The following is a 25,993-nucleotide window of genomic DNA, read 5'->3' as shown; positions in this document are numbered from 1 at the left end:
GGTTAGAGCCATCACCAGCTGGCTGCCCTATTCGTCGGACGCGGCGGCCCTAACTGAGCCGCTCGATCACCATCGCCATGCCCTGCCCGCCGCCGACACACATGGTTTCCAGACCCAGCGTCTTGTCGTAGCTGGTGAGGTTGTTCAGCAGCGTGGTAGCGATACGTGCGCCGGTCATGCCAAACGGGTGACCTAGCGCGATCGCCCCGCCCGACACGTTCAGCTTGTCTTCGTCGATTCCCAGCTCGCGGGCTGAGCCCAGGACCTGCACCGCGAAGGCTTCGTTGATCTCGACCAGGTCGATGTCGCTCACCGACATGCCGGCGCGTTGCAGCGCCTGCTTGCACGCCTCGACCGGGCCCAGGCCCATGATCTCCGGTGAGAGCCCGCTGACTCCGGTGGACACGATGCGCGCCAGCGGTGTCAGGCCCAGTTCCTTGGCTTTCGTGTCGCTGGTGATCACCAATGCGGCGGCACCGTCGTTGAGTGGGCAGGCGTTTCCTGCGGTGACGGTGCCATTAGGCCGGAACGCGGGTTTGAGCTCGGCGACCTTCTCGTAAGTAGTACCCGGTCGTGGCCCGTCATCGGTGCTCACCGTGCTGCCGTCGGGGAGGGTGACCGGGGAAATTTCGCGCTCAAAGAACCCGCTCTTGATTGCCTCCTCGGCCCGGTTTTGGCTGCGTACCCCCCAGCGGTCTTGGTCTTCACGGCTGATGCCGGTGAGTATGGCGACGTTTTCAGCGGTCTGGCCCATCGCGATATAGACGTCGGGCAGCTTGCCGTCGGTGCGGGGATCGTGCCATTCGTCGGCGCCCGCGGCGGCCGCTGCCGAGCGTTGCTGGGCCTCGGTGAAGAGCGGATTGTGGGTGTCCGGCCAGGAGTCGGAGTTGCCTTTGCCGAACCGCGACACTGTCTCTACACCCGCGGAGATGAACGCGTCGCCCTCACCGGCCTTGATCGCGTGAAAAGCCATCCGGGTGGTCTGCAGCGACGACGAGCAGTACCGGTTGACCGTGGTGCCCGGCAGGAAGTCATAGCCGAGTTCGACGGCCACCACGCGGGCCATGTTGAAACCGGACTCACCGCCTGGCAGGCCACATCCCAAGATGAGGTCGTCGATCTGGTGTGGGTTTAGCGCTGGCACTTTGTCGAGGGCGGCGCGCACCATCTGAACGGCCAGGTCATCGGGTCGCATACTGACCAGCGACCCCTTCATAGCGCGGCCGATCGGGGAGCGGGCGGTGGCAACGATGACGGCTTCCGGCATGGTGATTCCCTCCATTGGGGTGCAGGCTCACAGACAGGTGGTAGGCCACCGGCGACGAGCCGTAAGAAGACGTAGCTAAATCTAGTCGCTGCCCTCTGGTTCGGACGGCCCGGGCCGCAAGGGCGACTGCGGCACCGGGGGGTTGCTCTTGTCGCCCAGCGCGTCGCACAGCACCCGCAGCAGCTGGTCGGCCGCCAGCGCATATGCCGTCGCCGAGGGGTGGTAACCGTCGGCGGAAAACATCTGCTCGGGCGTGGCCCGGAATTGGGGGGCCAGCAGGTGCGCCAGCGGTACCGGCACACCGCCGGCTGCCCTGACGGCCGCGGCTTGGGCTCGGGCCAGCCGCAGCCCCCGAGTGCTTGCCAGCCAGCGCAGTGGCTGCGGGATGGCGGAGATGACCCCCAGATCCGGGCAGGTCCCAACGACCACCACCGCACCCCCGGTGTGCAATCTGTGCACCGCCAAGCCCAGCCGTCGCGCCGACTGGCTGACGCCGTTGAGTGCGGTGACGTCGTTAGCGCCGATCATCATCACCGCCACGTCCGGCGGCGGTCCCGCCACGAACATCGCATCGACTTGGCCGCACACGCCTTTTGAGGTGGCGCCGACAATAGCTTTGGTGCTCAGCCGGATCCGCTTACCGGTCTGCTCTGCCAGTCCGCGCGCGATGAGCACGCCCGGCACCTGCTCGGCGCTGCCGCAGCCATACCCGGTCGCCGTGGAGTCACCAAAAATCATGAGATGCAGGTCGGCAGGCACGCCGCGCTGCCAGCGCTGCCCGGGCCCGCCGTCGGGGGCGTACACGCCGTCGGCGCGTGGCGGGATATCCCAGGATTTAGGGATGACAGTGCGCGCGTGTGTCGCCTGGCCAACCAGCAGATTACGTGCGCCCAGATAGGCCGTGCCTGTCGAGGCGAGTGCACCCGCTGTGGCCAGAGCGATCATCGACCGCCGCGGCACCCTTACGGTCACGCCACTAGTTTAAGACGGCCACGATGACATTTGCTTGAGGAGCTGAGAAATAACGCGATTACGGTGTGGATCAATTGTGGTATCGAATCAGACTCTTCAAACGTTTTACTCAGAAACGGCTGGCAAGCTAAGTCCGAGAGGTTGGTTGAACGCCCCGGGGAGCGGTTTGAACCGGACGCTTAGCCGCCTCGTCACATAACTACAAAGGCGTAGGAAGTGTCGACATGACCGCACTCAGCAAGGTATCCGGCTCACCCCGTGATGCCATCCGCCCACATGAGGTATTCACGGCACGTAGAGTTGAGGCCCGCAGATTCGCGATCAGTGACGGTGCCCCGGTCGAGGTTCTCGAATCCGGGCCCAGCGTTGCTGCGCGAGTTGCCACGCTGGCGTCACGACTCACGATCCGGCCAGCTTTGGCGGTCGGCAGCTACATTCCTAGCGTGCCGTGGCCGTGGGGCCTCATCGATGTGGCGTCCAGCGTTCTGCTCCCCAGGTCCGCAGCCATTCGGGCCGCGGTGAGCTTGCCCAACGCGTCAGCTCAGCTAGTGCGAGCGCCTGGAGTGCTACCCGCGGACGGCAGCCGGCGGGTAATTATCTACTTGCACGGCGGTGCGTTCTTGACCTGTGGAGCAAACTCGCACGGCAAGCTCGTCGAGACGCTGTCGAACTTTGCTGACTCGCCGGTTCTTGTGGTCAATTATCGGCTGCTGCCTAAGCACTCGATCGGGATGGCCCTCGAGGACTGTTACGACGCGTACCGGTCGTTGCGGGTGCGCGGATACCACCCCGGGCAGATTGTGCTGGCTGGGGATTCCGCCGGTGGATATCTCGCGCTTGCGCTCGCGCAGCGGCTGCAGGACGAAGGCGAGGAGCCAGCAGCGCTGGTGGCTATCTCGCCACTGCTGCAGCTAGCAAAGGAATACAAACAGGCGCATCCCAACATTAAGAGCGACGCAATGTTCCCGGCAAGGGCATTCGACGCGCTTGTCGCATTGGTTGCTAGCGCGGCTGCGCAGTGCAAAGTCGACGGCAAGCCAGAAGAGATCTATGAACCCTTGGAACACATCAAACCCGGCCTGCCGCGGACTTTGATTCACGTTTCTGGATCTGAGGTGCTGCTGCACGACGCGCAGTTGGCCGCCAGCCGGCTGGCGGCGGTTGGTGTGCCGGCCGAGGTACGGGTCTGGCCTGGCCAGGTCCACGACTTTCAGCTGGCCGCGCCACTGGTGCCGGAGGCGGTCCGTTCGCTGCGCCAGATTGGCGAGTACATCCGCGAGGCCACCGGATAGCGGATCGGGGTGGCCCGCCATCACCCCGAGTGGTTGTCGGTGGCAAAAATTCGCCTGAGACGATGAACGCATGCGGATTGCGCAGCACATCAGTGACCTCATCGGCGGCACGCCACTGGTCCGCCTGAATTCCGTCGTCCCGGCCGGCGCCGGAACCGTGGCGGCAAAGGTCGAATATCTCAACCCCGGGAGTAGCTCCAAGGACCGGATCGCGGCCAAGATGATCGATGCGGCAGAGGCCAGCGGTCAGCTGAAGCCGGGTGGCACCATCGTCGAACCTACGTCGGGCAATACCGGTGTTGGTCTGGCTTTGGTCGCCCAGCATCGCGGGTATAAGTGTGTGTTCGTCTGCCCCGACAAAGTCAGCGAGGATAAACGGAATGTCCTGCTGGCCTACGGCGCAGAGGTCGTCGTGTGTCCGACGGCCGTCCCGCCCGACGACCCGGACAGCTACTACAGCGTTTCCGACCGGTTGGTCGCGGAGATCGACGGTGCTTGGAAACCCGACCAGTACGCCAACCCAGCAGGACCGGCCAGCCACTACGAGACCACCGGCCCCGAGATTTGGGCCGACACCGACGGCAAGGTCACCCATTTCGTCGCCGGCATCGGTACTGGCGGGACGATCACCGGCGCGGGCCGCTACCTCAAGGAGGTGTCCGGCGGATCGGTACGCATTATCGGTGCCGACCCGGAAGGGTCGGTGTATTCGGGTGGTACCGGCCGGCCATATCTGGTCGAGGGGGTGGGCGAGGACTTCTGGCCGGCGGCGTACGACCCGACGGTGCCCGATCAGATCATCGCGGTGTCTGACTCCGACTCGTTCAATATGACCAGGCGGTTGGCCCGCGAAGAAGCGATGCTGGTCGGCGGGTCGTGCGGCATGGCGGTTGTGGCCGCCTTGCAGGTGGCCGAGGAAGCTGGGCCGGACGCGTTGGTCGTGGTCTTGCTGCCGGACGGCGGCCGTGGCTACATGTCGAAGATCTTCAATGACGCCTGGATGTCGTCGTATGGGTTCCTGCGTAGCCGCCTGGACGGGTCGACCGAGCAGCCCACGGTGGGTGATGTGTTGCGCCGGAAATCGGGCGCGCTGCCCGACTTGGTGCACACCCATCCGTCGGAGACGGTGCGTGACGCCATTGGCATTCTGCGTGAGTACGCGGTCTCCCAGATCCCGGTTGTCGGCGCCGAGCCGCCGGTGATGGCGGGCGAGGTCGCCGGCAGCGTCTCTGAACGGGAACTGCTTTCGGCCGTGTTCGAAGGTCGTGCCAGCTTGGCCGACGCCGTCTCGGAACACATGAGCCCGCCGCTGCGGCTAATCGGCGCCGGTGAGTTGGTCAGTGTGGCCGGCAAGGCGCTGCGCGACTCGGACGCGTTGATGGTGGTGGAGAAGGGCAAACCGGTTGGGGTCATTACTCGATACGACTTGTTGGGTTTCCTCTCGGAGGGCGCGCCGCGACGCTAGCGGGGTGATCGGGCCGCAAATTAATTCGGCTACAAACAAATACGGCGACCGCTGATGCGCCGAAGCCCTCGCCCGCTCGCTGCGCGAACTCGTTCTCAGGTAGGGTAATGCGGCCTAGTTCAGCTCCTCCGCAGTGGAAGGTTGCCCATGACCGATCAACCGCCGCCTAGCGGGTCTAACCCGCCACCTGCTCCGCCCCCGCCTGGGTCATCCGGTGGGTATGAGGCTGCGCCTGCCCCGTCTGAGCCGGGCGCTGCCTACCCGCCGCCTCCGCCGCCCGGCGGTTCGTACCCGCCGCCTCCGCCACCCGCCGGCGGGTACGCGCCGCCCCCACCTGGACCGGCGATCCGCGCACTGCCTACGGAGGCCTACACACCCTGGATTACCCGGGTGCTGGCCTACATCATCGACAACATTCCGGCCGCGGTTGTGCTCGGCATTGGCCTGTTGATTCAGACGCTGACGATGCAAGAGGCGTGCGTCACCGACATCACGCAATACAACGTCAACCAGTACTGCGCCACCCAGCCCACCGGCATCGGCATGTTGGCGTTCTGGTTCGCATGGCTGGTGGCGATGGCCTACCTGGTCTGGAACTACGGCTACCGCCAGGGCACCACCGGCTCTAGCATCGGCAAGACGGTGATGAAGTTCAAGGTGGTCAGCGAGACCACTGGGCAGCCCATCGGTTTCGGGATGTCGGTGGTGCGCCAGCTGGCACACTTCGTCGACGCGATCATCTGTTACATCGGGTTCTTGTTCCCGCTGTGGGACGCCAAACGGCAAACCCTGGCGGACAAGATCATGACGACGGTGTGTCTGCCGATCTGATCGTCGATGAGCGAAGATCACCAGGGACACCACGGCAGCATCGGACTAGCCACCAAAGCTATCCATGCTGGCTATCGCCCGGATCCGGCAACCGGGGCGGTGAACGCCCCGATTTATGCCAGCAGCACGTTTGCCCAAGACGGCGTCGGCGGGTTGCGCGGCGGATTCGAATACGCACGCACCGGCAACCCGACTCGCGCCGCTTTGGAGGCATCCCTGGCCGCGGTCGAAGACGGCGCTTTCGCGCGGGCCTTCAGTTCCGGGATGGCCGCAAGCGACTGTGCTTTGCGGGCAATGCTGCGACCGGGCGACCACGTGGTCATCCCGGACGACGCCTACGGCGGCACCTTCCGGCTGATCGACAAGGTCTTTACCCAATGGAACGTCGCCTACACGCCGGTACCGCTACCTGACCTTGACGCGGTCCGCGCCGCGATCACGCCACGGACCCGGCTGATATGGGTGGAAACACCGACCAATCCGTTGCTGTCCATCGCCGACATCGCGGCCATTGCCGAGGTCGGCCGGAAAAATTCGGCAAAGGTGTTGGTGGACAACACCTTTGCGTCACCCGCGCTGCAACAGCCGCTGACGCTGGGGGCGGATGTCGTGTTGCATTCGACCACCAAATACATCGGTGGCCACTCCGACGTGGTGGGCGGCGCCCTGGTCACCAACGACGACGAGCTGGACCAGGCTTTCGGCTTCCTGCAGAACGGAGCCGGAGCGGTGCCAAGCCCGTTCGACGCGTACCTCACGATGCGCGGCTTGAAGACGTTAGTGCTGCGGATGCAGCGGCACAACGAAAACGCCATTGCGGTAGCAGAATTCCTGGCCGGGCATCCCTCGGTGAGCGCCGTGCTGTATCCGGGCTTGCCCAGCCATCCCGGCCATGAGGTCGCCGCACGGCAGATGCGTGGCTTCGGCGGCATGGTTTCGCTGCGGATGCGTGCCGGCCGGCAAGCCGCCCAGGATCTGTGCGCCCGCACCAAGGTGTTTATCTTGGCTGAATCCTTGGGTGGGGTGGAGTCGCTGATCGAGCATCCCAGCGCCATGACGCACGCGTCGACGGCCGGATCGCAGCTGGAAGTCCCCGACGACCTGGTGCGGCTTTCGGTCGGCATTGAGGATGTCGACGACCTGCTGGGTGACCTCGAGCAGGCGCTGAACCAACTGCGCCGACTGTGAACCTGACGACGCGACACGCCGCTTAGCCGTCGCAGGATTCACGCTCGCGGTACTTACGAGTGATACGGCTCCGCGCTGACCAACGTCACCTTGACGGTGTTGCCGTTGGGCACGGTGTAGCTGCGGGTCTCACCCACCTTGGCGTCGATCAGGGCGCCACCCAGTGGTGAGTTTGGTGAGTACACCTCGAGCTTGCCCTCGTTGACGCCCTCCTGGCGAGTGGCGATGAGGAATGTCTCGGTGTCGGACTTGTCGCCGTTGTAGTAGACCTTGACCACCGAGCCGGGCAGCGCCACGCCGGACTGCTTGGGTGCTTCGCCGACCTTCGCGTTGTTGAGCAGGTCCTGCAGTTGGCGAATGCGGGCTTCCTGCTGGCCCTGCTCCTCGCGGGCGGCGTGATATCCGCCGTTCTCGCGCAGGTCACCCTCCTCGCGGCGGTCGTTGATTTCCGCGGCGATGACCGGACGATTCGCGATCAACTGGTCGAGCTCGGCCTTGAGTCGGTCATGTGACTCCTGGGTCAACCAGGTCACCTGAGTATCCGTCATCTCGTCGCGCTCCTTGTGTTCTCGGCTCCGCGTAATTCGCGTAAGTATTTGATCCCCCGCTGCCCGGGACGTATCCGGGTCGCCCCGTGTGCCGCTGCTTCATTCCGCTCACGGCCACTAATGCAGCAATACACGGTCCCAGTAGGAACCGTGCATTTACTCATGTTACCACCGCGAAAATAGCTGGGTGACGTCATATTCGTCGGCTAGCATTTGTCGCTCGGTCAGGCTGGGCGCAGGTATCCCGGCACGTCGGTGCCGCAGCCATAGATATCGGCCATCACCGGTGGTCGGGCGGATTTGACCGTCGTCGTCACCTGCACCGTGGTCGCCTCGGATGGCGCGACCAGCACCTCACGCCTACCTGTCTCGCTGCCGTCTTTGGACCGAACCCGCACAATGCAATCCACCGGACGCGACGGGTCGGAGCGCGTCACGCTGATCGTCACCAACACCGTCTCGTCGTCGATCACTTGGTAGCCGGCCAGCGAGCCCGCGACGTCGCTGGTGCCGAGCCGTTGGTAGCCGATGACAGCGATGGCGGTGCCGGCAGTGACGGCCAACACGGCCAGGGCGATGACGCCGCGGCGCCGCGATTTGGCGGACAGTCGGGGACGTCCGTAACGGGTCTCGGGAAGCGGGAGGGCAGCTGGGTTCATCTGCGCCGCTCCTCTCCCCCGCAAGCGGGAGGTGCCCCCACATCGCTCTTTGCTCTGCATCGTCGTCAGCGCGGTTCATGGGTGGCTTGTCGGGTGCCGCACCCCTGCCGACGGGATGCATCGATCGAGAACTGGAATTATAGGCTCAGGCGGTCGACCGGCGAACGGACAAGGGGGCATGTGAGCGAACTGCGGTTGATGGCGGTACACGCCCACCCTGACGACGAGTCCAGCAAGGGCGCTGCCACTCTCGCCCGCTACGCTGACGAGGGTCATCGGGTGCTGGTGGTGACGTTGACCGGCGGCGAGCGCGGCGAAATTCTCAACCCGGCGATGGACCTACCCGATGTACATGGACATATCGCCGAAATCCGCCGCGACGAGATGGCGAAGGCAGCCGAGATCCTCGGGGTTGAGCACACCTGGCTGGGCTTCATCGACTCTGGCCTCCCCAAGGGCGACCCGCCGCCCCCGCTGCCCGACGACTGCTTTGCGCTGATGCCGCTGGAAGTATGCACCGAGGCGTTGGTGCGGGTGATTCGTGAGTTTCGTCCGCACGTGATGACCACCTACGACGAGAATGGCGGGTACCCGCATCCCGACCACATTCGCTGCCACCAGGTTTCGATCGATGCCTACGAGGCGGCCTGCGACTATCGGCGTTTCGGCGACGCCGGCGAGCCGTGGACGGTGTCCAAGCTGTACTACAACCACGGCTTTCTGCGGGCGCGGATGCAGGTGCTGCACGACGAATTCGCCAAGCATGGCCAAATTGGTCCATTCGACAAGTGGCTCGCGCAGTGGGACCCCGAGCACGACCCGTTTGAGTCCCGGGTGACGACGCGCGTCGAGTGCTCGGCGTATTTCAGCCAGCGCGACGACGCGTTGCGGGCGCACGCCACCCAGATCGACCCCAAAGCCGAATTTTTCGCGGCGCCGATCTCCTGGCAGCAGCGGCTCTGGCCGACCGAGGAATTCGAGTTGGCACGCTCGCGGGTCCCCACCCGGGTGCCGGAGCACGACTTGTTCGCCGGAATCGAGGCAGACGGGTGAGCCATATTTTTCTCACCGTGATTGCTGATGGCGCACCGCAGCACCACGGGCCCGATTTTGGCAAGGCAAGCCCGATGGGCCTGCTGGTTATCGTGCTGCTGTTGATCGCCACGTTGTTGCTGTTGCGGTCAATGAACCGGCAACTAAGAAAGGTCCCCAAATCGTTCGACCCTGAGCACCCTGAGCTTGATCAGGCCGCCGACGAGGGCACCGACCTGGGCGGTGAGCTTGGTGAAGAGCCCCCCGGCACCGATCGCAACGGATCCGCGCGACCACCGGGACCCGGCAATGACCCCGGCTGATTCGTCCCGCGCAAATACCCTGGGCCTGGCCGCCAGCCCATATTTGCGCCAGCATGCCGACAACCCGGTGCATTGGCAGCAATGGACGCCACGGGCACAGGCAGACGCCGCTGCGCGCGATGTGCCGATCCTGTTGTCCGTCGGCTACGCCGCGTGTCACTGGTGCCATGTCATGGCGCACGAATCGTTCGAGGACGACGAGGTGGCCGCCGCGATGAACGCGGGATTCGTCTGTGTCAAAGTCGACCGCGAGGAACGGCCCGACATCGACGCGGTCTACATGAACGCCACCGTCGCGCTCACCGGACAGGGTGGCTGGCCGATGACATGTTTTCTGACGCCCGACGGCCGACCGTTTTTCTGCGGCACTTACTATCCGAAAGCCGCTTTCTTACAGCTTCTTTCGGCTATTTCCGACACCTGGCGGGACCGCCGCGCCGACGTCGAGGAGGCGTCCGACCACATCGCCGGCGAGTTACGCTCGATGGCCGGGGCATTTGGAGCGCTCCCGGGGCCGCCCGACGGCGGTTCGGCGGTGACGTCGACGCTGTGCGACCACGCCGTGGCAGCCGTGCTGCGCGACCAGGACACCGTTCGTGGTGGTTTCGGCGGAGCGCCCAAGTTCCCGCCGTCGGCGCTGCTGGAGGCGCTGCTGCGAAGCTATGAGCGCACCGGGTCGCCGGCCGTGCTACAGGCGGTCGCACGTACCGGCAGCGCGATGGCCCGCGGCGGCATCTACGACCAACTCGCCGGCGGGTTCGCCCGGTACAGCGTCGACGACGCCTGGGTGGTGCCACATTTCGAGAAGATGCTGTATGACAACGCGCTACTGCTGCGCGCATACGCACACTGGGCCCGTCGTACCGGAGACCAGCTAGCTCGCCGGGTCGCCACGCAGACCGCCCGTTTTCTGCTCGACGAGCTGCGCTCCAACGTCGGAGCGGGAATGTTCACTTCGTCGCTGGATGCTGACGCCGACGGTCGCGAGGGTTCGACCTATGTTTGGACGCCGGCGCAGCTGACTGAGGTGCTCGGCGCCGAAGACGGCCGTTGGGCCGCGGACGTTTTCGCCGTCACCGGGTCCGGCACCTTCGAACACGGGACGTCGGTGCTGCAGTTGCATGGGGATCCGGATCCGCAACGACTGCAACGGATCCGGACCGCGCTGTTGGCTGCGCGGGGAACCCGCGCCCAACCCGGCCGCGATGACAAGGTCGTCGCGGCCTGGAACGGGCTGACGATCACCGCTTTGACCGAGGCCAGTGTGGCCTTGCAAAAACCCGAGTTGGCGCGAGCCGCGCGGGACTGCGCGACGGCGTTGCTGGACCTGCATATGGTCGACGGCCGGCTGCGGCGGACCAGCCTGGGCGGGGTGGTCGGTGACAGTGCCGCGATCCTGGAAGACCATGCGATGTTGGCCACCGGACTGCTGGCGCTCTACCAGCTGACCTCCGACAAGGTCTGGCTGGCGACGGCGACCGACCTGCTCGACACCGCGATGCGGCACTTTGCCGACGCAGCGCACCCTGGCCGCTGGTTCGACACCGCCGACGACGCCGAGCAGCTGATGCTGCGGCCTGCCGATCCGCAGGATGGGGCGACGCCGTCGGGGGCATCGTCGATCACCGAAGCGCTGCTGACCGCTGCGCACCTGACCGATGGTGCGCGCGCCGAGCGCTATTTGCTGGCCGCGGGTAACACGCTGAGCGCGCATTCGGTGTTGCTGGCGCGTGCGCCGCGCTCAGCCGGGCATTGGCTGGCCGTGGCCGAATCCGTGGTGCGCGGACCGCTGCAGATCGCGGTCGCCTGTAACCCCTCAGAACCCGAGCAGTCATCTCTGCTGGCTGACGCGCGCCGGCTGGCACCGGGCGGGGCGATCGTCGTGGGCGGCGAGATGAACTCGTCAACGCTGCTGGCTGGACGGGACCGCGTGAATGGTTCTGACGCCGCCTACGTGTGCCGCGGCCGGACCTGCGATCTGCCGGTGACCAGCGAAGTCGAACTCGCGGCGGCCCTGGGTGCGCCCGGATCGTTTGCATCGCGAGCGTGAAGCTGGCTTCACGCTCGACAGCCAACGTGAAGCTGGCTTCACATTGGCCGGTGAAGACCGCTCAGAAGACCACGAACCACATGGCGATGTAGTGGCAGATCGCCGCGATCGCGGTGCAGGCGTGGAAAAACTCGTGGAAACCGAATGTCGCCGGCCACGGGTTGGGCCAGCGCAGCGCGTAGAGAATGCCGCCGATGCTGTACAAGGCGCCGCCAACGAACAACAGCACCATGGCGGCCACCCCGGCGTTGTGCAGGATCGTGCCGGTGTACCACACCGCCACCCAACCCAGCAGCAGGTAGAGCGGCACCCCCACCCAGCGCGGTGCCGACGGCCAACACACCTTCAGCAAGATCCCGGCCAGCGCGCCGCCCCATACGATCCACAACACCACTCGCCCTGCCTCCGGCGGCATGGCCAGCAGCGCGAATGGGGTGTAGCTGCCCGCGATGAACACGAAGATCATCGAATGATCCAGCCGCCGCATCCATTTCTGAGCGGTCGCGGACTTCCAGTGGACGCGGTGGTAGGTGGCGCTGACGGTGAACATCAGCACCGTGGCCGCGGTGTAGGCAAACGTTGCCAGCCCGGCGCGGGTGGATGCCACCGCCCACGAGACCGCGACCAGTGAGGCACCCGCAAGGACGGCGACTCCCGCGGAATACATGTGGATCCAGCCTCGAAAACGAGGCTTGTAGCGCGGTTTGGTCAGGACGCGGGTGACCCCTTCGACGATCTGATGACCGGCACTAGCCGACGCCGAGCCCGGCGATTCAGTCTCCGCGTTGCTGGCCGTGCCGGCCTGACCGCTCATATCCTCTGCCTGCCCCCGCGTTGAGTTGCCATTGGCCGATGTGAATCACAGTAACCCGGAATGCTTAACGCACCGACCCGACATAACAAGCCGGAAATGCGGACCGGAATTTGTTGCTTGCCACAGTAGGGTAGATGCTCGTGGAGATCATTCCGCCGCGGCTCAAAGAACCGTTATATGCGCTCTACGAGCTGCGGCTGCGGCAGGGTCTGGCGGCCTCGAAATCCCAACTTCCCCGCCACATCGCAGTCCTGTGTGACGGAAACCGGCGGTGGGCCCGCGACGCCGGATACGACGATGTCAGCTACGGCTATCGGATGGGTGCGGCCAAGATCGCCGAGATGCTGCGGTGGTGCCAAGAAGCCGGCATCGAAATGACCACCGTCTACCTGCTATCCACCGAAAACTTACAACGCGATCCCGATGAACTCGCCGCACTGATCGAGATCATTACCGACGTGGTCGAAGAAATCTGCGCACCTGCCAACCGCTGGAGTGTGCGTACCGTCGGCGATTTAGAGCTGCTTGGCGAGGAACCGGCCCGTCGACTGCGCGGCGCAGTGGAATCCACACCGGGCGTCGCGCCGTTCCATGTCAACGTCGCGGTGGGCTACGGAGGTCGCCGCGAGATCGTCGGCGCGGTACGCGCGTTGTTGGGTAAGGAACTCGCCAACGGCGCCACCGCCGAGGAGCTCGTCGAGGCGGTGACCGTCGAGGGCATTTCCGAGAACCTGTACACCTCTGGCCAACCCGACCCCGATCTGGTGATCCGCACCTCAGGCGAGCAACGCCTGTCCGGGTTTTTGCTGTGGCAGAGCGCGTATTCAGAGATGTGGTTCACCGAAGCGCACTGGCCCGCATTCCGGCGGGTCGATTTCCTGCGCGCGCTGCGCGACTACAGCATGAGGCACCGCAGGTACGGCAAGTAGCGACAGGCATAACCACAGGTCGTCGCGTGCGTGCCACACTGGATGCGTGGCTGCGCTGTCGGCGGTGGTATTCGCGCTCAGCGGGTGGCTCGGGTTGTATCTGCTGGCTCGTAATCCGCGCAAGTTGTTCTCCCCGGCGTGGCGTGGTTCGCAGTACTCGTCGAGCTGTCCCGGCCGCCTGACACCGCTCGGGCGCGCACCGCTGAACTGTTGCTGGTCGGCGCGGTTGGTGCGCTCGCACTGCTCGGCGCGACGATGGCCGGCAGTGTTAACGGACCGCTGCGGCCGGGCCATTGGTTGATGTGCGCGGTGATCTCGATATCCACGCTGGGCGCCATGGTCACCGCGATACGGCGGCCTGCCCAGCCGGTGCCCGTTGGCCGCAGTGGCCTCGGACTGGTCATTGTCGCCAATGCCATCCTGATTATTTCGCTCGGCTTGGTGCCCAGCTGGCTGGCCCTGGCGTCGACGGGGGTCGACGTGCTGCTGCTGGGTGTGGCCGTGGCCCTGTGGGATGCCTTTGATGAGGGGCCAGGCGCTGCGTGCCGACATGCTGCGCCCGTTTGCTGGCTGTTCGGTGGTGGCGGCGCTGTTTGGTGGCCAGGCCCTGATCGGCCTGGCGGCAACCCGCCACGAACCCACCGCGCATATCGCGCTGACCGTGTTGCTGTTCACAAGCCTGGCGATCTCGATCACGGTACAGGTGCTGGCCGATCCCTTGGCCGGGATCCTGGACCGCCTAGCGTTCTCCAAGTCGCCCACGCTGCGCGCCGACCGGGCCGCGCTACGGCACACCGGTGCGGCATTGCCGCTGCGGTCGGTTGATCCCCTGGCCGATGTCGACGAGGACGCGTTTGTCAGGCTTACCCGCCGGGCGCTGGGCCACTACGGTGACCTGACCAAACTGGTTACCAGCCCGCTGACCGCGTTGCCGGTGATTGATGAGCGACTTGCCGCCCGCGGCGCGCCCGACCATCCGCTGGAGCGGACCAACGAACTCAAGACTGTTCTCGCCGACGGCATTGGGAGGCTCAAGCCGCGCGACGCCGGCGACTTCGGAACCACCGAGCAGTGGCGCTACTACAACTCGCTGTATTTCCCCTACGTTGTCGGTGTGCGCGCCTACGCCCAGAACGCCACTGCCTCCGGTTTGGATCCGACCGCGCGTCTTGCCTGGCAATGGTTGGTCACCGAGGTTCCCCAGCGTTCGTTGCATAACTGGCAAAACGCCGCGGCCCGGCTGATCGCCGCCGATCTGCGCGGGCGTGTCGCTGCGTCCAGTGACTAAGCCCGGTGAGCTGGCGCGTCCGCGCAATTTAGTCCGAGTGGGAATAGCCGGATGAACTGCCTAGTCCTTCTATGGGTGGCAGTACTTGGCAGCGCCGCGAGTCGATCTGGCAGTGCTTCGCCGGCACCCTCAAACCTGTTCGACCCAAACCGCCATCCTGAGGGAGTAATCACATGACCGCTATCCCTGGTCAGCGAACCAGACCCCTATACGACTCGACCGACTCGCTGCTGCGTTTTGCCATGCGTGCCGACGCCACGTTGACGGGATTGCTCGGTCTGGCCGTCGCCTTCGCCGCCGACGAGTTCTCGTCGCTGACCGGGCTGACGTCCGGTCAGGAATACGCTATGGGCGCCTTCTTCGTGCTCTACGGCTTGGTGGTGTTCAGCCTCGCGGCGTTGCCGAACTTGCGGCGGGTCGGGATCAGTGTCGTCGTGGCCAATATCGTGTACACGCTGGCGGCGATCGTGGCCGCTGAAGTAGTGCCGATGACCACCACTGGGGTCGCCGCGACGCTGGCGAGTGGTGTCTATACCGCGGTGTTCGCGGGACTGCAGTACCTGGGAGTGCGTCGTCTGGCGACGTAACCGTCCCGCGTCGACAGCTACAGCTTGCGCAGGCGCAGCCGGTTAATGGAATGGTCGGCGTCTTTGCGTAATACCAGGGTGGCGCGGGGGCGGGTGGGCAGAATGTTCTCCACCAGGTTGGGCCGGTTGATCGACCGCCAGATCTCGCGGGCGGCGGCGACCGCCTTGGTGTCGTTAAGGGCCGAGTAGTGGTGGAAGTGTGACTCCGGGTCGGCGAATGCCGTGCCGCGCATCGCCAAAAACCGCGATATGTACCACTGCTCGATGTCTTGGATCCGGGCGTCCACATAGAGCGAGAAGTCGAATAGGTCCGACACCATCAGGGTAGGGCCGGTCTGCAATACGTTGAGGCCCTCCAAGATCAGGATGTCGGGATGGCGGACCACGTGCTTGGCCCCGGGGATAACGTCGTAGCGCAGATGGGAATACACCGGTGCGCACGCGTAGTCGGAACCGGACTTCACAGAGGTCACGAACCGCATCAGCGCTCGGCGGTTATAGCTTTCCGGAAAGCCTTTGCGGTGCATGAGATTGCGTCGATCCAGCTCGGCGTTGGGGTAGAGAAAACCGTCGGTGGTCACCAGGTCGACCCGGGGATGGTGATCCCAGCGAGCCAGCAGTGCTTGCAGCACGCGGGCGGTGGTTGATTTGCCGACTGCCACGCTGCCGGCTACCCCAATGATGAACGGCACCGGCCGGTCCGGGTTTTGTTGCGGCTCGCCGAGGAATTCCGCGGTGGCGGCAAACAATCGCTGGCGGGCGGCGACCTGAAGATGAATCAGCCGGGCCAGTGGTAGGTAGACCTCTTCAACTTCGAGTAGGTCGAGCTGTTCACCAAGACCACGCAGGCCGATCAGTTCCTCTTCGGTGAGTGCTAGCGGCGTCGACATGCGGAGCGCGCGCCACTGCTTCCGGTCGAACTCGACATACGGGCTCGGCTCGCTCAGCCGCGGCATGGTGTCAGTCTTGCAGGCAGGAACGCGTGCCCGACGGCTGGGCTGTCGAAAGGCCCCCGAAGGCGACGCTGGATAGACTGGCGCCCGTGACTGCCGCACCCGACGCCCGCACCCCTATCCCCGACACGGCCTCCCTGATGTCCGCCCCGCTCGCCGACATCGACCCCGATATTGCCGAGCTGCTGGGCAAAGAACTCGGCCGGCAACGGGACACCTTGGAGATGATCGCTTCGGAGAACTTCGTGCCGCGCTCGGTGCTGCAGGCCCAAGGCAGCGTGCTGACCAACAAGTACGCCGAGGGGTTGCCCGGCCGGCGCTACTACGGCGGCTGCGAGCACGTCGACGTCGTGGAGAACATCGCCCGCGACCGGGCCAAGGCGCTGTTCGGTGCCGACTTCGCCAACGTGCAGCCGCACTCGGGAGCCCAGGCCAACGCCGCGGTGCTGCATGCGCTGATGTCACCGGGGGAGCGGCTGCTGGGCCTGGACCTGGCCAATGGCGGTCATCTGACGCACGGCATGCGGCTGAACTTCTCCGGCAAGCTGTATGAAACCGGCTTTTATGGCGTCGACGCGACAACGCATCTCATCGACATGGACGCGGTGCGAGCCAAGGCGCTGGAATTCCGCCCGAAGGTGCTGATCGCTGGCTGGTCGGCCTACCCGCGAATTCTGGACTTCGCTGCCTTTCGGTCGATCGCGGACGAAGTCGACGCCAAGCTGTGGGTCGACATGGCGCACTTCGCGGGCCTGGTGGCCGCGGGACTGCACCCGTCTCCGGTGCCGCACGCCGCGGTGGTTTCCACCACGATCCACAAGACGCTTGGGGGCGGCCGTTCCGGAATGATCCTGGGCAAGCAAGAGTTCGCTAAGGCCATCAACTCAGCGGTGTTCCCCGGCCAGCAGGGCGGACCGCTGATGCATGTCATCGCGGGCAAGGCGGTCGCGCTGAAGATCGCCGCCACGCCCGAGTTCGCCGACCGCCAACAGCGCACGCTGGCCGGCGCCCGGATCCTCGCCGATCGGCTTACCGCCGCCGATGTCGCCAAGGCTGGGGTGTCGGTGGTCAGCGGCGGCACCGACGTCCACCTTGTGCTGGTCGACCTGCGCAACTCCCCGCTCGACGGCCAGGCAGCCGAAGACCTTTTGCACGAGGCCGGCATCACCGTCAACCGCAACGCGGTTCCCAATGACCCCCGGCCGCCGATGGTGACCTCAGGCCTGCGGATCGGGACCCCCGCGTTGGCGACCCGGGGGTTCGGCGACGCGGAGTTCACCGAGGTCGCCGACATCATCGCCACCGCCCTGGTGGCGGGCAGGTCGGCCGATATATCCGCGTTGCGGCAGCGGGTGACCGAGCTGGCCAGGGAGTTCCCGCTCTACGAGGGACTCGAGGATTGGACGCTGGCCGGTCGCTAATCCGCCGACGACGCAAACCGTCGACGACACGGGGCGTCGGATTTCACGAAACCTGTGTACACGGGTTACAGTTACCGCATGGCACAGAAACCTGTAGCTAACGCGCTGATCCTCGAGCTCGAGCCGGTGGTGGAAGACAACATGGCTCGACACCTCGCCAACGAGGACATCTGGTTCGCCCACGACTACGTGCCGTTCGACCGGGGTGAAAACTTTGCCTTCCTCGGCGGCCGCGATTGGGACCCGTCCCAGGCGACGCTGCCCAAGGCCATCACGGACGCCTGCGAGATCCTGCTGATCCTCAAAGACAATCTCGCCAGTCATCACCGCGAACTCGTCGAGCACTTCATTCTCGAGGGATGGTGGGGCCGCTGGCTCGGCAGGTGGACCGCGGAGGAGCACCTGCACGCCATCGCGCTGCGCGAATACTTGGTAGTGACCCGCGAGGTCGACCCGGCGGCCAACGAACAGGTTCGAGTCGAGCACGTAATGAAGGGCTACCGCGCCAACTCGTACACCCAGATCGAAACATTGGTCTACATGGCGTTCTTGGAGCGCAGCCACGCCGTTTTTTGCGGCAGCCTGGCAGCGCAAGTTGAGGAGCCCGCCTTGGCCGGACTGATCGACAAGATCGCCAAAGACGAAGTACGTCACGAGGAGTTCTTCGCCAACCTCGTCGCGCACTGCCTGGAGTTCGCCCGCGACGAGACGATCGCCGCGATCGTCGCCCGTGCAGCCAGCCTCGATGTCCTCGGTGCTGACATTGACGCCTACCGCGACAAAGTAGAAAACATCGCCGCGGCGGGCATTTTCGGACCTGCCCAATTGCGGCAAGTGATCTCCGACCGCATCATTGCATGGGGCTTGACAGGCGAACCGCAACTAGCGCAATTCGTCACCAGCTAAGTCGCTATTCCTCCCGACGTGCGCCGGGCATCCTCGCGAATCCGGTCTCGGCGCGCCTGCGCGGCGGCGGTGCCGCCACGAGAGTAGCGTCGCATTCGATGGCCAGCGACATGCTCTGCTGCCAGGGCGGCACTCCCGGTTTCTGCACGGGGCACTACACCGGCAGGACCGGCCCCGGTCCTGGTGCCGCGGCCCCCGCCACGATGCCTGTGTGGGGCCGCACGGGCTTATCGAGGAGCGCTCCGTGACCGAGACCCGGACGTACGTGCTCGACACCTCCGTGCTGCTGTCTGATCCCTGGGCGTGCAGTCGGTTCGCCGAACACGAAGTGGTGGTGCCGCTGGTGGTAATCAGCGAACTGGAGGCCAAACGTCACCACCACGAGCTGGGGTGGTTCGCCCGCCAGGCGTTGCGGCTGTTCGATGACCTTCGGCTCGAGCATGGACGGCTGGATCAGCCGATACCGGTCGGAACGCAAGGCGGGAGGCTGCATGTCGAACTCAACCACTCGGACCCCACGGTGCTGCCCGCCGGCTTTCGCACCGAGAGTAACGATTCCCGGATTTTGAGCTGCGCCGCCAACCTCGCTGCCGAAGGTAGGCGGGTCACGCTGGTCAGCAAGGACATTCCACTTCGGGTCAAGGCCGCCGCGGTCGGACTGGCCGCCGACGAGTACCACGCGCAGGATGTCATCGCTTCCGGCTGGTCCGGGATGCACGAGATCGAGACCTGCGCTGACGACATCGACGCACTGTTCGCCGAAGGAGAGATCGACCTGGGTGAAGCCAGGGACCTGCCTTGTCATACCGGGATTCGGCTGCTGGGCGGCAACTCCCATGCACTGGGCCGCGTCAACGCCGCCAAACGAGTCCAGCTGGTTCGCGGTGACCGCGAAGTGTTCGGGCTGCGTGGTCGTTCCGCTGAGCAGCGTGTCGCGCTCGACCTGCTCCTTGACGAGTCGGTGGGCATCGTGTCGTTGGGTGGCAAAGCCGGCACCGGCAAGTCGGCGCTGGCACTATGCGCCGGTCTAGAGGCAGTGCTGGAGCGGCGGACTCACCGCAAGGTAGTGGTCTTCCGCCCGCTGTACGCCGTCGGCGGCCAAGAGCTGGGTTATTTGCCCGGCAGCGAAAGCGAGAAGATGGGCCCGTGGGCACAGGCCGTGTTCGACACTCTCGAAGGCCTGGCCAGCCCCGCGGTGCTTGAGGAGGTTCTCTCCCGGGGCATGCTTGAAGTGCTGCCGTTGACCCACATTCGGGGTCGCTCGTTGCATGACTCATTCGTCATTGTCGACGAGGCACAGTCACTCGAGCGCAATGTCTTGCTGACGGTGTTGTCCAGGCTGGGTACGGGATCGCGGGTGGTGCTGACCCACGACATCGCCCAGCGCGACAACCTGCGCGTCGGCCGCCACGACGGTGTGGCGGCAGTGATCGAGAAGCTTAAAGGCCATCCGCTGTTTGCTCACGTCACCCTGCAGCGCAGCGAGCGGTCGCCCATTGCGGCGTTGGTCACCGAGATGCTTGAGGAGATCACCGGGCCGCACTGACGGCGCCCAGACTGCAAACTCACTGGCGGCGGGCTGCTCTTCGGTAGGCTGCCATCGTGCCGAAACGACCGGACACCCAGGCCTGGCGCTATTGGCGGACCGTCTTCGGCGTCGTCGCGGCTGGGGCAGTGCTGGTGATCGGCGCACTCACCGGTCACGTGACGCGCGCCGACGACATGAGTTGCGCGCACGTCACGTGTGTCGCATTGACGTTCGACGACGGGCCGGGGCCGTACACCGACCGGCTTGTGCAAATCCTGAAGGACAACGACGCCAAGGCCACGTTTTTCCTGATCGGCAACAAGGTGGCAGCTAACCCGGCGGGAGCCAAGCGCATCGCCGACGCGGGCATGGAAATAGGCAGCCACACGTGGGAACACCCCAATATGACGACGATCCCTCCCGAGGACATCGCCGGCCAGTTCTCCCGAGCTAACGACGCGATTACCGCGGCAACCGGGCGGACGCCGACGCTGTGGCGTCCTGCCGGCGGCTTGTCCAATGACGCGGTGCGCGAAATCGCCGGCCGCTATGGACAAGCCGAAATCCTTTGGGATGTAATCCCTTTCGATTGGGCTAACGACTCCAACACGGCCGCAACGCGCTATATGTTGATGACGCAGATCAAGCCGGGGTCGGTAGTGCTGTTCCATGACACCTACTCGAGCACCGTCGACCTGGTGTATCAGTTCATCCCGGTGCTCAAGGCCAACGGCTACCGGCTGGTGACAGTCACCGAATTGCTTGGACCGCGGGCGCCCGGTAGCAGTTACGGCAGTCGGGAGAACGGTCCACCCGTCAACCAGCTTCATGACATCCCGGCCAGTGAGCTCCCGGCGTTGCCCAACACCCCGTCACCCAAGCCGATGCCCAACTTCCCGATCACCGACATTGTCGGCCAGAACTCGGGCGGGCCGAATGACGGTGCCTAAGCCGGGCCCGCGCCACCTGCGGCTAACTTGTTAGCGTGAGCAAGGCGGGGCGTGCTGTGGGTTGGGGCACGCGGCGACGGCGGAATCTCGCGGCCAGATCCGGTGGGAAGCACAAAGGCCAGCGAAAGACGGTTGGCGGGTTGTCGATTCACTATGCCGTCGACCTCGCCATGGCCTATGTCCTTGCCGTCATCAGCGTGTCCGCCATTTTGATTCCGCTACGGGGCCACACCTACCTCGACTTCGTCCAGAAGAACATGGGCGCCATCGTGACTCTGCTGGTGCTGGGGGCCATCGGCGTCGCGGTTGGGGGTGCGCTGCTTCTGTTTCCCACGCTGGGCTGGTTCGTCGTGGGGGAGGAACCGACCCCGGATCAACGCGACTCCGTAAGGAAAATTCCGGGGCGTCAGTCGACCATCCTGTTGGCAGCATGGGGGCTGGGTGGCGGCATCCTGATGCTGCTGAATCGTGCTGGCGGGGCCGCGCTGCTGCTGCCCATATTGCTCGGTGTGCTGCTCGGCGGACCGGCTGCCGCGGGCACCGGTCTGCTCCTCACCCAACGCACCCTGCGGCCGATCATGCGGGTCGCCACGCTGGGTTCCGAGCCTCGTCTGGCGGTGCCCGGTGTGTTGGCGCGACTGATTCTCCTGTGGTTCCTGTGCAGCGCACTTCCTATCGGGGCCACCGTAGCCTTTGTTGTTTTGCATAAATACGGCTGGCTCATTCAGAAGTCTGCGTCATTGGATGTGCCGCTGTTAGTGGTGTCGCTGGCAGCGCTGCTTCTTGGGCTGCCGATCATGATCCTGACGTCGAAGTCCATATCGGACCCAATCGGTGAGGTCGTCGACGCGATGGCGGAGGTCGAGCGTGGCCACATTGGAACGTATGTCGGCGCCTACGAGCGCTCCCAAATTGGGCGCCTGCAAACCGGATTCAACCGTATGGTCGCCGGCCTTGCCGAGCGTGACCGGTTGCGTGATCTGTTTGGGCGTTACGTCGGGACGGACGTTGCCCATCGGGCCATCGAGGAGGGCGCGTCGCTGTCGGGCAATGTGGTTGAGGCCGCAGTTCTTTTCATCGACCTGGTGGGCTCGACGCAGCTGGCGGACAGCCGCCCGCCGCAAGAGGTTGCCGAGGTGCTCAACGACTTTTTCCGGATCGTGGTCGGCGCCGTTGGCGACCATCAGGGGCTGATCAACAAATTCGCAGGAGACGCCGCGCTGGCCGTGTTTGGCGCGCCGCTGCGGACCAACGAACCCGCCTCGGCAGCCTTGGCAGCCGCACGTGCTCTTGGTACTCAGCTGCGCCAGCTTCCGGTGATGGACTTCGGCATTGGCGTTTCGGCAGGTCGAGTCTTTGCGGGCAACATCGGTGCTGAAAACCGGTATGAATACACCGTGATCGGGGACGCCGTCAATGAGGCTGCACGGCTTGCCGACCTCGCCAAAACCTCAGACCGCCGGATCTTGTGTTCGTCGGCGGCCATCGACCGAGCTAGCGAAGCTGAGCGCGAGCACTGGGCCGAACGCTATTCCACGGTGCTGCGCGGGCGCTCGGAGGCCACACAGGTCTTGGCGCCGGCTGGCCTCGACTGACTCCTGAGACGCGAAAGTGCAACTGGCGACGGCTGCACTCGAGAAGCAGGTCGGCAGCTGCACTTTCGCGGCATTAGGAATTGGCCGGTTTGGCCCTTGTCATCGCCAGCACATCAAGTCGACGATCCAGCTCCTCGAGGGACAGCTTGTCCCCGATCAGGCCGCGGTCGATGACGGTCTGGCGGATGGTCTTGCGCTCCTTGAGCGCTTGTTTGGCCACCGCGGCGGCCTCCTCGTAGCCGATGGCCGAATTCAAGGGCGTCACGATCGACGGCGACGACTCGGCCAGCTCACGCAGGTGCTCGACATTGGCGGAAAGCCCCTTAATGCAGCGCTGGGCAAACAGCCTGGACACGTTGGCCAGCAGCTGGTACGACTCCAAGATGTTGCGGGCCATCATCGGGATGTAGACGTTGAGCTCAAAGGCGCCATTTGCGCCACCCCAGGCAACGGCGGCATCATTGCCGATCACCTGCGCGGCGACCTGTGTAACCGCCTCCGGCAGAACCGGATTCACCTTGCCTGGCATGATTGAACTACCCGGCTGCAGATCTGGTAGTCCGATCTCCGCCAGGCCGGTCAGCGGGCCGGATCCCATCCACCGAATGTCGTTGGCAATTTTAGTCAGTGACACCGAGATAGTGCGCAGCGCCCCGGATGCCTCTACCAACCCGTCGCGGGCGGCCTGAGCCTCGAAAGAGTTTGCCGCCGTTCGCAATTCGGTCAGACCTGTCGCAGTGACCAGTGCCTGGACTACCTTAGCGCCGAAGCCATCGGGAGCGTTGAGGCCGGTGCCCACCGCGGTGCCACCGATCGCCAGTTCACCCAGCCGCGGTAGCGTGGCGCGTACGCGCTCGATTCCGGCTTCGATTTGGCGGGCGTATCCGCCGAACTCCTGGCCGAGCGTCACCGGAACGGCGTCCATCAAGTGGGTGCGACCTGATTTGACCACCGTGTGCCACTCGCGGGCCTTGGTCGCCAGTGCTGCGTGCAGCTCTTGCAGCGCCGGAATCAGATGGCGTACCGCGGCTTCGGTGGCTGCGATGTGGGTCGCGGTCGGGAAGGTGTCGTTGGACGACTGCGACATGTTGACGTCGTCGTTGGGATGCACAGTGACACCGCCCGCCGCCGCGATGCTGGCGATCACCTCGTTGGTGTTCATGTTGGAGCTGGTGCCGGACCCGGTTTGGAAAACGTCGATCGGGAACTGATCGTCGTGGCGGCCGTCGGCGATCGCGGCCGCCGCGACGATGATCGCGTCGGCCTTCTCCGGCGCCAGCAATCCCAGGTCTTTGTTGACCTGCGCGCAGGCGCCCTTCAGCAGGCCCAACGCGCGGATTTGGGTGCGTTCCAAACCCCGACCGGAGATTGGGAAGTTCTCCACCGCGCGCTGGGTTTGCGCGCGCCACAACGCTTTTGCCGGTACCCGTACCTCACCCATGGTGTCGTGTTCGATGCGGTATTCGGCGCTGTCGGCCATGAATTGGGTCCCGTCTTTTCAGGTTCGGTGAGTGGTATTACGGCAGGGGGTAGGCGGCGTTGCTGTCGCCAGTGAAGTCGATGGCGGAGTATTCGTTGAGCTTGGAGAGTCGGTGATAGGCCTCGATCATCCGAACGGTGCCCGATTTCGAACGCATCACGATTGACTGGGTGGTGCAGCCGCCGGCGTAGTAGCGCACCCCCTTGAGCAGGTCACCGTCGGTGACCCCAGTGGCGCAGAAGAAGACGTTCTCGCCGGAGACCAGATCTTCGGTGGTCAAAATCCGGTTTAGGTCGTAGCCGGCGTCGAGAGCCTTGCGGCGTTCGACGTCGTCGCGTGGCGCGAGTTGGGCTTGGATCGCCCCGCCCATGCACCGGATCGCCGCGGCCGCGATGATGCCTTCCGGGGTGCCGCCGATGCCGGCCAACATGTCGGTGCCCGATTGGGGGCGACACGCGGAGATTGCGCCGGCGACGTCGCCGTCGGTGATCAGCCGGATTCGGGCGCCGGTGGTGCGGACGTCGTCGATCAGCTGGGCGTGCCGTGGCCGGTCCAGGATGCACACGGTCATGTCCCGCACCGACAAGTCCTTGACCTTGGCGACTGCCCGGATGTTCTCGGCGATCGGCGCGGTGATGTCCAGTACGTGCGCGGCGTCGGGCCCCACGGCGATCTTGTTCATGTAGAACACCGCCGACGGGTCGAACATCGCGCCCCGATCGGCGACCGCCAGCACCGAGATGGCGTTGGGCATGCCTTTGCTCATCAGCGTGGTGCCGTCAATCGGATCGACAGCAAAGTCGCAGTCCGGGCCGTCACCATTGCCGACTTCCTCGCCGTTGTACAGCATCGGCGCATGGTCTTTCTCGCCTTCGCCGATGACAACGACGCCGCGCATCGAGACCGTGTTCACCAGTTCGCGGATCGCGTCGACGGCCGCGCCGTCGCCGCCCTCCTTGTCGCCGCGGCCTACCCAGCGGCCGGCGGCCATGGCACCGGCTTCGGTGACCCGGACAAGTTCCATGGCCAGGTTGCGATCTGGCGCTTCACCGCGCGGCCGCGCCAGCGAACCGGGTCCGAACGAGCCGTCGCCCTCAGCTGTCATGGTTGGTGATTGTCCCAGAAGCAGATCCGCCACCTGGAGCTGGGCTCTAGCCGGTGATAAGCCAGTGATAGTGGTCAAGCAGCAGGGCTGGGATACTCGGGGGGTGACCGTGGAGCGGCAGCCAAATTCCGAGGTCGCCGGCCAGGCGGGTCCGGCGTCACGGCCGGCTAAACCGCGGCTGCTGCAGGATGGTCGTGACATGTTCTGGTCGCTGGTGCCGCTGGTGGTTGGGTGCATCATGCTGGCGGGCATGGTCGGGATGTGTGCGTTTGCGCCGGGCGGCACGACCAAGGGCCCGGTTCCGTCCTACGACGCGGCAGCGGCGTTGCGAGCAGATGCTCGGGCGTTGGGGTTTCCGGTTCGGCTGCCGCAGCTCCCCGCGGGTTGGCGGCCCAACTCCGGCGCTCGCGGCGGTATCGAAGGTGGGCGGACGGACCTATCCGGTCAGCGGCTGCACGCGGTCACCTCGACCGTCGGATATATCACCCCGACGGGAATGTATCTGAGCCTGACCCAGAGCAACGCCGACGAGGACAAGCTGGTCGCCTCGATCCATCCGTCTTCATATCCGACCGGCACCGTCGATGTGGCCGGCACCAACTGGGTGGTCTATCAAAGCTCGGACCAGAACAAAGACCGCAGCGGGGCGGCCGCCGAGCCGGTGTGGACCAGCAGGCTCGCCAGCCCGGTCGGTCCCGCCCAGATCGCGATCACCGGGGCTGGCAGCCCCGACCAGTTCCGGACGCTGGCGTCGGCGACGCAATCGCAGCCGCCGCTGCCGGCGCGTTAAGGCCGGACCAGAAAGGGGCA

General features: G+C 65.1%; 22 protein-coding genes and 2 pseudogenes. 16 read left to right on the top strand and 8 right to left on the bottom strand.

All coding sequences use genetic code 11. From position 1 onward, the window contains the following. Positions 1-49: 49 nt before the first annotated feature. A complete protein-coding gene (locus B586_RS15305) occupies positions 50-1,267 on the bottom strand; it encodes an acetyl-CoA C-acetyltransferase (RefSeq protein WP_054880885.1) in 1,218 nt (405 codons plus the stop codon). 93 nt (positions 1,268-1,360) lie between these two features. After that, positions 1,361-2,227 (bottom strand): annotated as a pseudogene (locus tag B586_RS15300) (SGNH/GDSL hydrolase family protein); the annotation flags it as partial. Positions 2,228-2,463: 236 nt separating this feature from the next. Here B586_RS15300 and B586_RS15295 point away from each other — a divergent pair. The 4 genes from B586_RS15295 to B586_RS15280 all read left to right on the top strand — a co-directional run bounded on the left by B586_RS15295 (position 2,464) and on the right by B586_RS15280 (position 7,015). Then, on the top strand, positions 2,464-3,531 hold the full coding sequence (locus tag B586_RS15295; RefSeq protein ID WP_054879507.1) for an alpha/beta hydrolase: 1,068 nt from the start codon (positions 2,464-2,466) through the stop codon (positions 3,529-3,531). A gap of 70 nt (positions 3,532-3,601) precedes the next feature. Next, a complete protein-coding gene (locus B586_RS15290) occupies positions 3,602-4,996 on the top strand; it encodes a cystathionine beta-synthase (RefSeq protein WP_047316049.1) in 1,395 nt (464 codons plus the stop codon). Positions 4,997-5,143: 147 nt separating this feature from the next. After that, positions 5,144-5,827: an RDD family protein gene (locus B586_RS15285; protein ID WP_047316048.1), complete on the top strand. Its 684-nt coding sequence runs from the start codon at positions 5,144-5,146 to the stop codon at positions 5,825-5,827. A gap of 6 nt (positions 5,828-5,833) precedes the next feature. After that, positions 5,834-7,015 carry a cystathionine gamma-synthase gene (locus tag B586_RS15280; protein WP_054879508.1) on the top strand — a complete coding sequence of 394 codons (1,182 nt, stop codon included), beginning with the start codon at positions 5,834-5,836 and terminating at the stop codon, positions 7,013-7,015. Positions 7,016-7,068: 53 nt separating this feature from the next. Here the strand turns inward: B586_RS15280 and greA are convergent, their stop codons facing one another. Both greA and B586_RS15270 read right to left on the bottom strand, forming a co-directional pair. Then, complete coding sequence (gene greA, locus B586_RS15275; protein ID WP_047316046.1) at positions 7,069-7,563, bottom strand: transcription elongation factor GreA; 495 nt, start codon at positions 7,561-7,563, stop codon at positions 7,069-7,071. A gap of 224 nt (positions 7,564-7,787) precedes the next feature. Beyond that, on the bottom strand, positions 7,788-8,222 hold the full coding sequence (locus B586_RS15270) for a DUF4307 domain-containing protein (protein ID WP_054879509.1): 435 nt from the start codon (positions 8,220-8,222) through the stop codon (positions 7,788-7,790). A 180-nt stretch (positions 8,223-8,402) separates the two neighbouring features. On the opposite strand from B586_RS15270, the gene mca reads away from it, so the two are divergent. From mca to B586_RS15255, 3 genes are read left to right on the top strand one after another with little or no spacing between them, the layout of a single operon-like run. Further along, on the top strand, positions 8,403-9,275 hold the full coding sequence (mca, locus tag B586_RS15265) for a mycothiol conjugate amidase Mca (RefSeq protein WP_047316044.1): 873 nt from the start codon (positions 8,403-8,405) through the stop codon (positions 9,273-9,275). Beyond that, a complete protein-coding gene (locus B586_RS15260) occupies positions 9,272-9,577 on the top strand; it encodes a hypothetical protein (protein ID WP_054879510.1) in 306 nt (101 codons plus the stop codon). The genes mca and B586_RS15260 overlap by 4 nt, the downstream gene beginning before the upstream one ends. Further along, entirely contained in the window at positions 9,564-11,627 is a 2,064-nt protein-coding gene (locus B586_RS15255) for a thioredoxin domain-containing protein (protein ID WP_054879511.1), read from the top strand. Before B586_RS15260 ends, B586_RS15255 begins: the two co-directional genes overlap by 14 nt. Positions 11,628-11,688: 61 nt before the next feature. On the opposite strand, the gene trhA is transcribed toward B586_RS15255, so the two are convergent. After that, positions 11,689-12,441 (bottom strand): PAQR family membrane homeostasis protein TrhA, encoded by a 753-nt coding sequence (trhA, locus tag B586_RS15250; RefSeq protein WP_047316041.1) that lies wholly within the window; start codon positions 12,439-12,441, stop codon positions 11,689-11,691. Positions 12,442-12,581: 140 nt separating this feature from the next. On the opposite strand from trhA, the gene B586_RS15245 reads away from it, so the two are divergent. The 3 genes and pseudogenes from B586_RS15245 to B586_RS15235 all read left to right on the top strand — a co-directional run bounded on the left by B586_RS15245 (position 12,582) and on the right by B586_RS15235 (position 15,245). Continuing rightward, positions 12,582-13,370 carry a (2Z,6E)-farnesyl diphosphate synthase gene (locus B586_RS15245; protein WP_047316082.1) on the top strand — a complete coding sequence of 263 codons (789 nt, stop codon included), beginning with the start codon at positions 12,582-12,584 and terminating at the stop codon, positions 13,368-13,370. Between the two features lie 46 nt (positions 13,371-13,416). Continuing rightward, positions 13,417-14,658, top strand: a pseudogene (locus B586_RS15240) (hypothetical protein). A 173-nt stretch (positions 14,659-14,831) separates the two neighbouring features. Beyond that, the gene (locus B586_RS15235; protein ID WP_047316039.1) at positions 14,832-15,245 is read left to right on the top strand and encodes a hypothetical protein; all 414 of its coding nucleotides are present in this window, start codon (positions 14,832-14,834) and stop codon (positions 15,243-15,245) included. A gap of 17 nt (positions 15,246-15,262) precedes the next feature. On the opposite strand, the gene coaA is transcribed toward B586_RS15235, so the two are convergent. Continuing rightward, positions 15,263-16,201: a type I pantothenate kinase gene (gene coaA / locus B586_RS15230; RefSeq protein ID WP_047316038.1), complete on the bottom strand. Its 939-nt coding sequence runs from the start codon at positions 16,199-16,201 to the stop codon at positions 15,263-15,265. A 137-nt stretch (positions 16,202-16,338) separates the two neighbouring features. On the opposite strand from coaA, the gene glyA reads away from it, so the two are divergent. From glyA to B586_RS15205, 5 genes are all read left to right on the top strand, one after another. Then, complete coding sequence (glyA, locus tag B586_RS15225; RefSeq protein ID WP_054880886.1) at positions 16,339-17,619, top strand: serine hydroxymethyltransferase; 1,281 nt, start codon at positions 16,339-16,341, stop codon at positions 17,617-17,619. Positions 17,620-17,697: 78 nt separating this feature from the next. Further along, the gene (locus B586_RS15220; protein WP_047316080.1) at positions 17,698-18,525 is read left to right on the top strand and encodes an acyl-ACP desaturase; all 828 of its coding nucleotides are present in this window, start codon (positions 17,698-17,700) and stop codon (positions 18,523-18,525) included. 244 nt (positions 18,526-18,769) lie between these two features. After that, positions 18,770-20,071 (top strand): PhoH family protein, encoded by a 1,302-nt coding sequence (locus tag B586_RS15215; RefSeq protein WP_047316037.1) that lies wholly within the window; start codon positions 18,770-18,772, stop codon positions 20,069-20,071. Between the two features lie 56 nt (positions 20,072-20,127). Further along, positions 20,128-21,003: a polysaccharide deacetylase family protein gene (locus B586_RS15210; RefSeq protein WP_047316036.1), complete on the top strand. Its 876-nt coding sequence runs from the start codon at positions 20,128-20,130 to the stop codon at positions 21,001-21,003. Between the two features lie 170 nt (positions 21,004-21,173). Then, positions 21,174-22,598 (top strand): adenylate/guanylate cyclase domain-containing protein, encoded by a 1,425-nt coding sequence (locus B586_RS15205; RefSeq protein ID WP_054880887.1) that lies wholly within the window; start codon positions 21,174-21,176, stop codon positions 22,596-22,598. A 73-nt stretch (positions 22,599-22,671) separates the two neighbouring features. On the opposite strand, the gene B586_RS15200 is transcribed toward B586_RS15205, so the two are convergent. Further along, positions 22,672-24,078: a class II fumarate hydratase gene (locus B586_RS15200; RefSeq protein ID WP_054879512.1), complete on the bottom strand. Its 1,407-nt coding sequence runs from the start codon at positions 24,076-24,078 to the stop codon at positions 22,672-22,674. Between the two features lie 37 nt (positions 24,079-24,115). Next, positions 24,116-25,183: a class II fructose-bisphosphatase gene (gene glpX, locus B586_RS15195; RefSeq protein WP_047316033.1), complete on the bottom strand. Its 1,068-nt coding sequence runs from the start codon at positions 25,181-25,183 to the stop codon at positions 24,116-24,118. A 103-nt stretch (positions 25,184-25,286) separates the two neighbouring features. Here glpX and B586_RS15190 point away from each other — a divergent pair, with 103 nt between their 5' ends. Next, a complete protein-coding gene (locus B586_RS15190; protein WP_236971415.1) occupies positions 25,287-25,973 on the top strand; it encodes a DUF4245 domain-containing protein in 687 nt (228 codons plus the stop codon). Positions 25,974-25,993 lie beyond the last annotated feature (20 nt).

The organism is Mycobacterium haemophilum DSM 44634, from assembly GCF_000340435.2.
Lineage (GTDB): Bacteria > Actinomycetota > Actinomycetes > Mycobacteriales > Mycobacteriaceae > Mycobacterium > Mycobacterium haemophilum.
The sequence above is the reverse complement of the archived record's forward strand: the minus strand, read 5'-3'. Positions and strand labels throughout refer to the sequence as shown.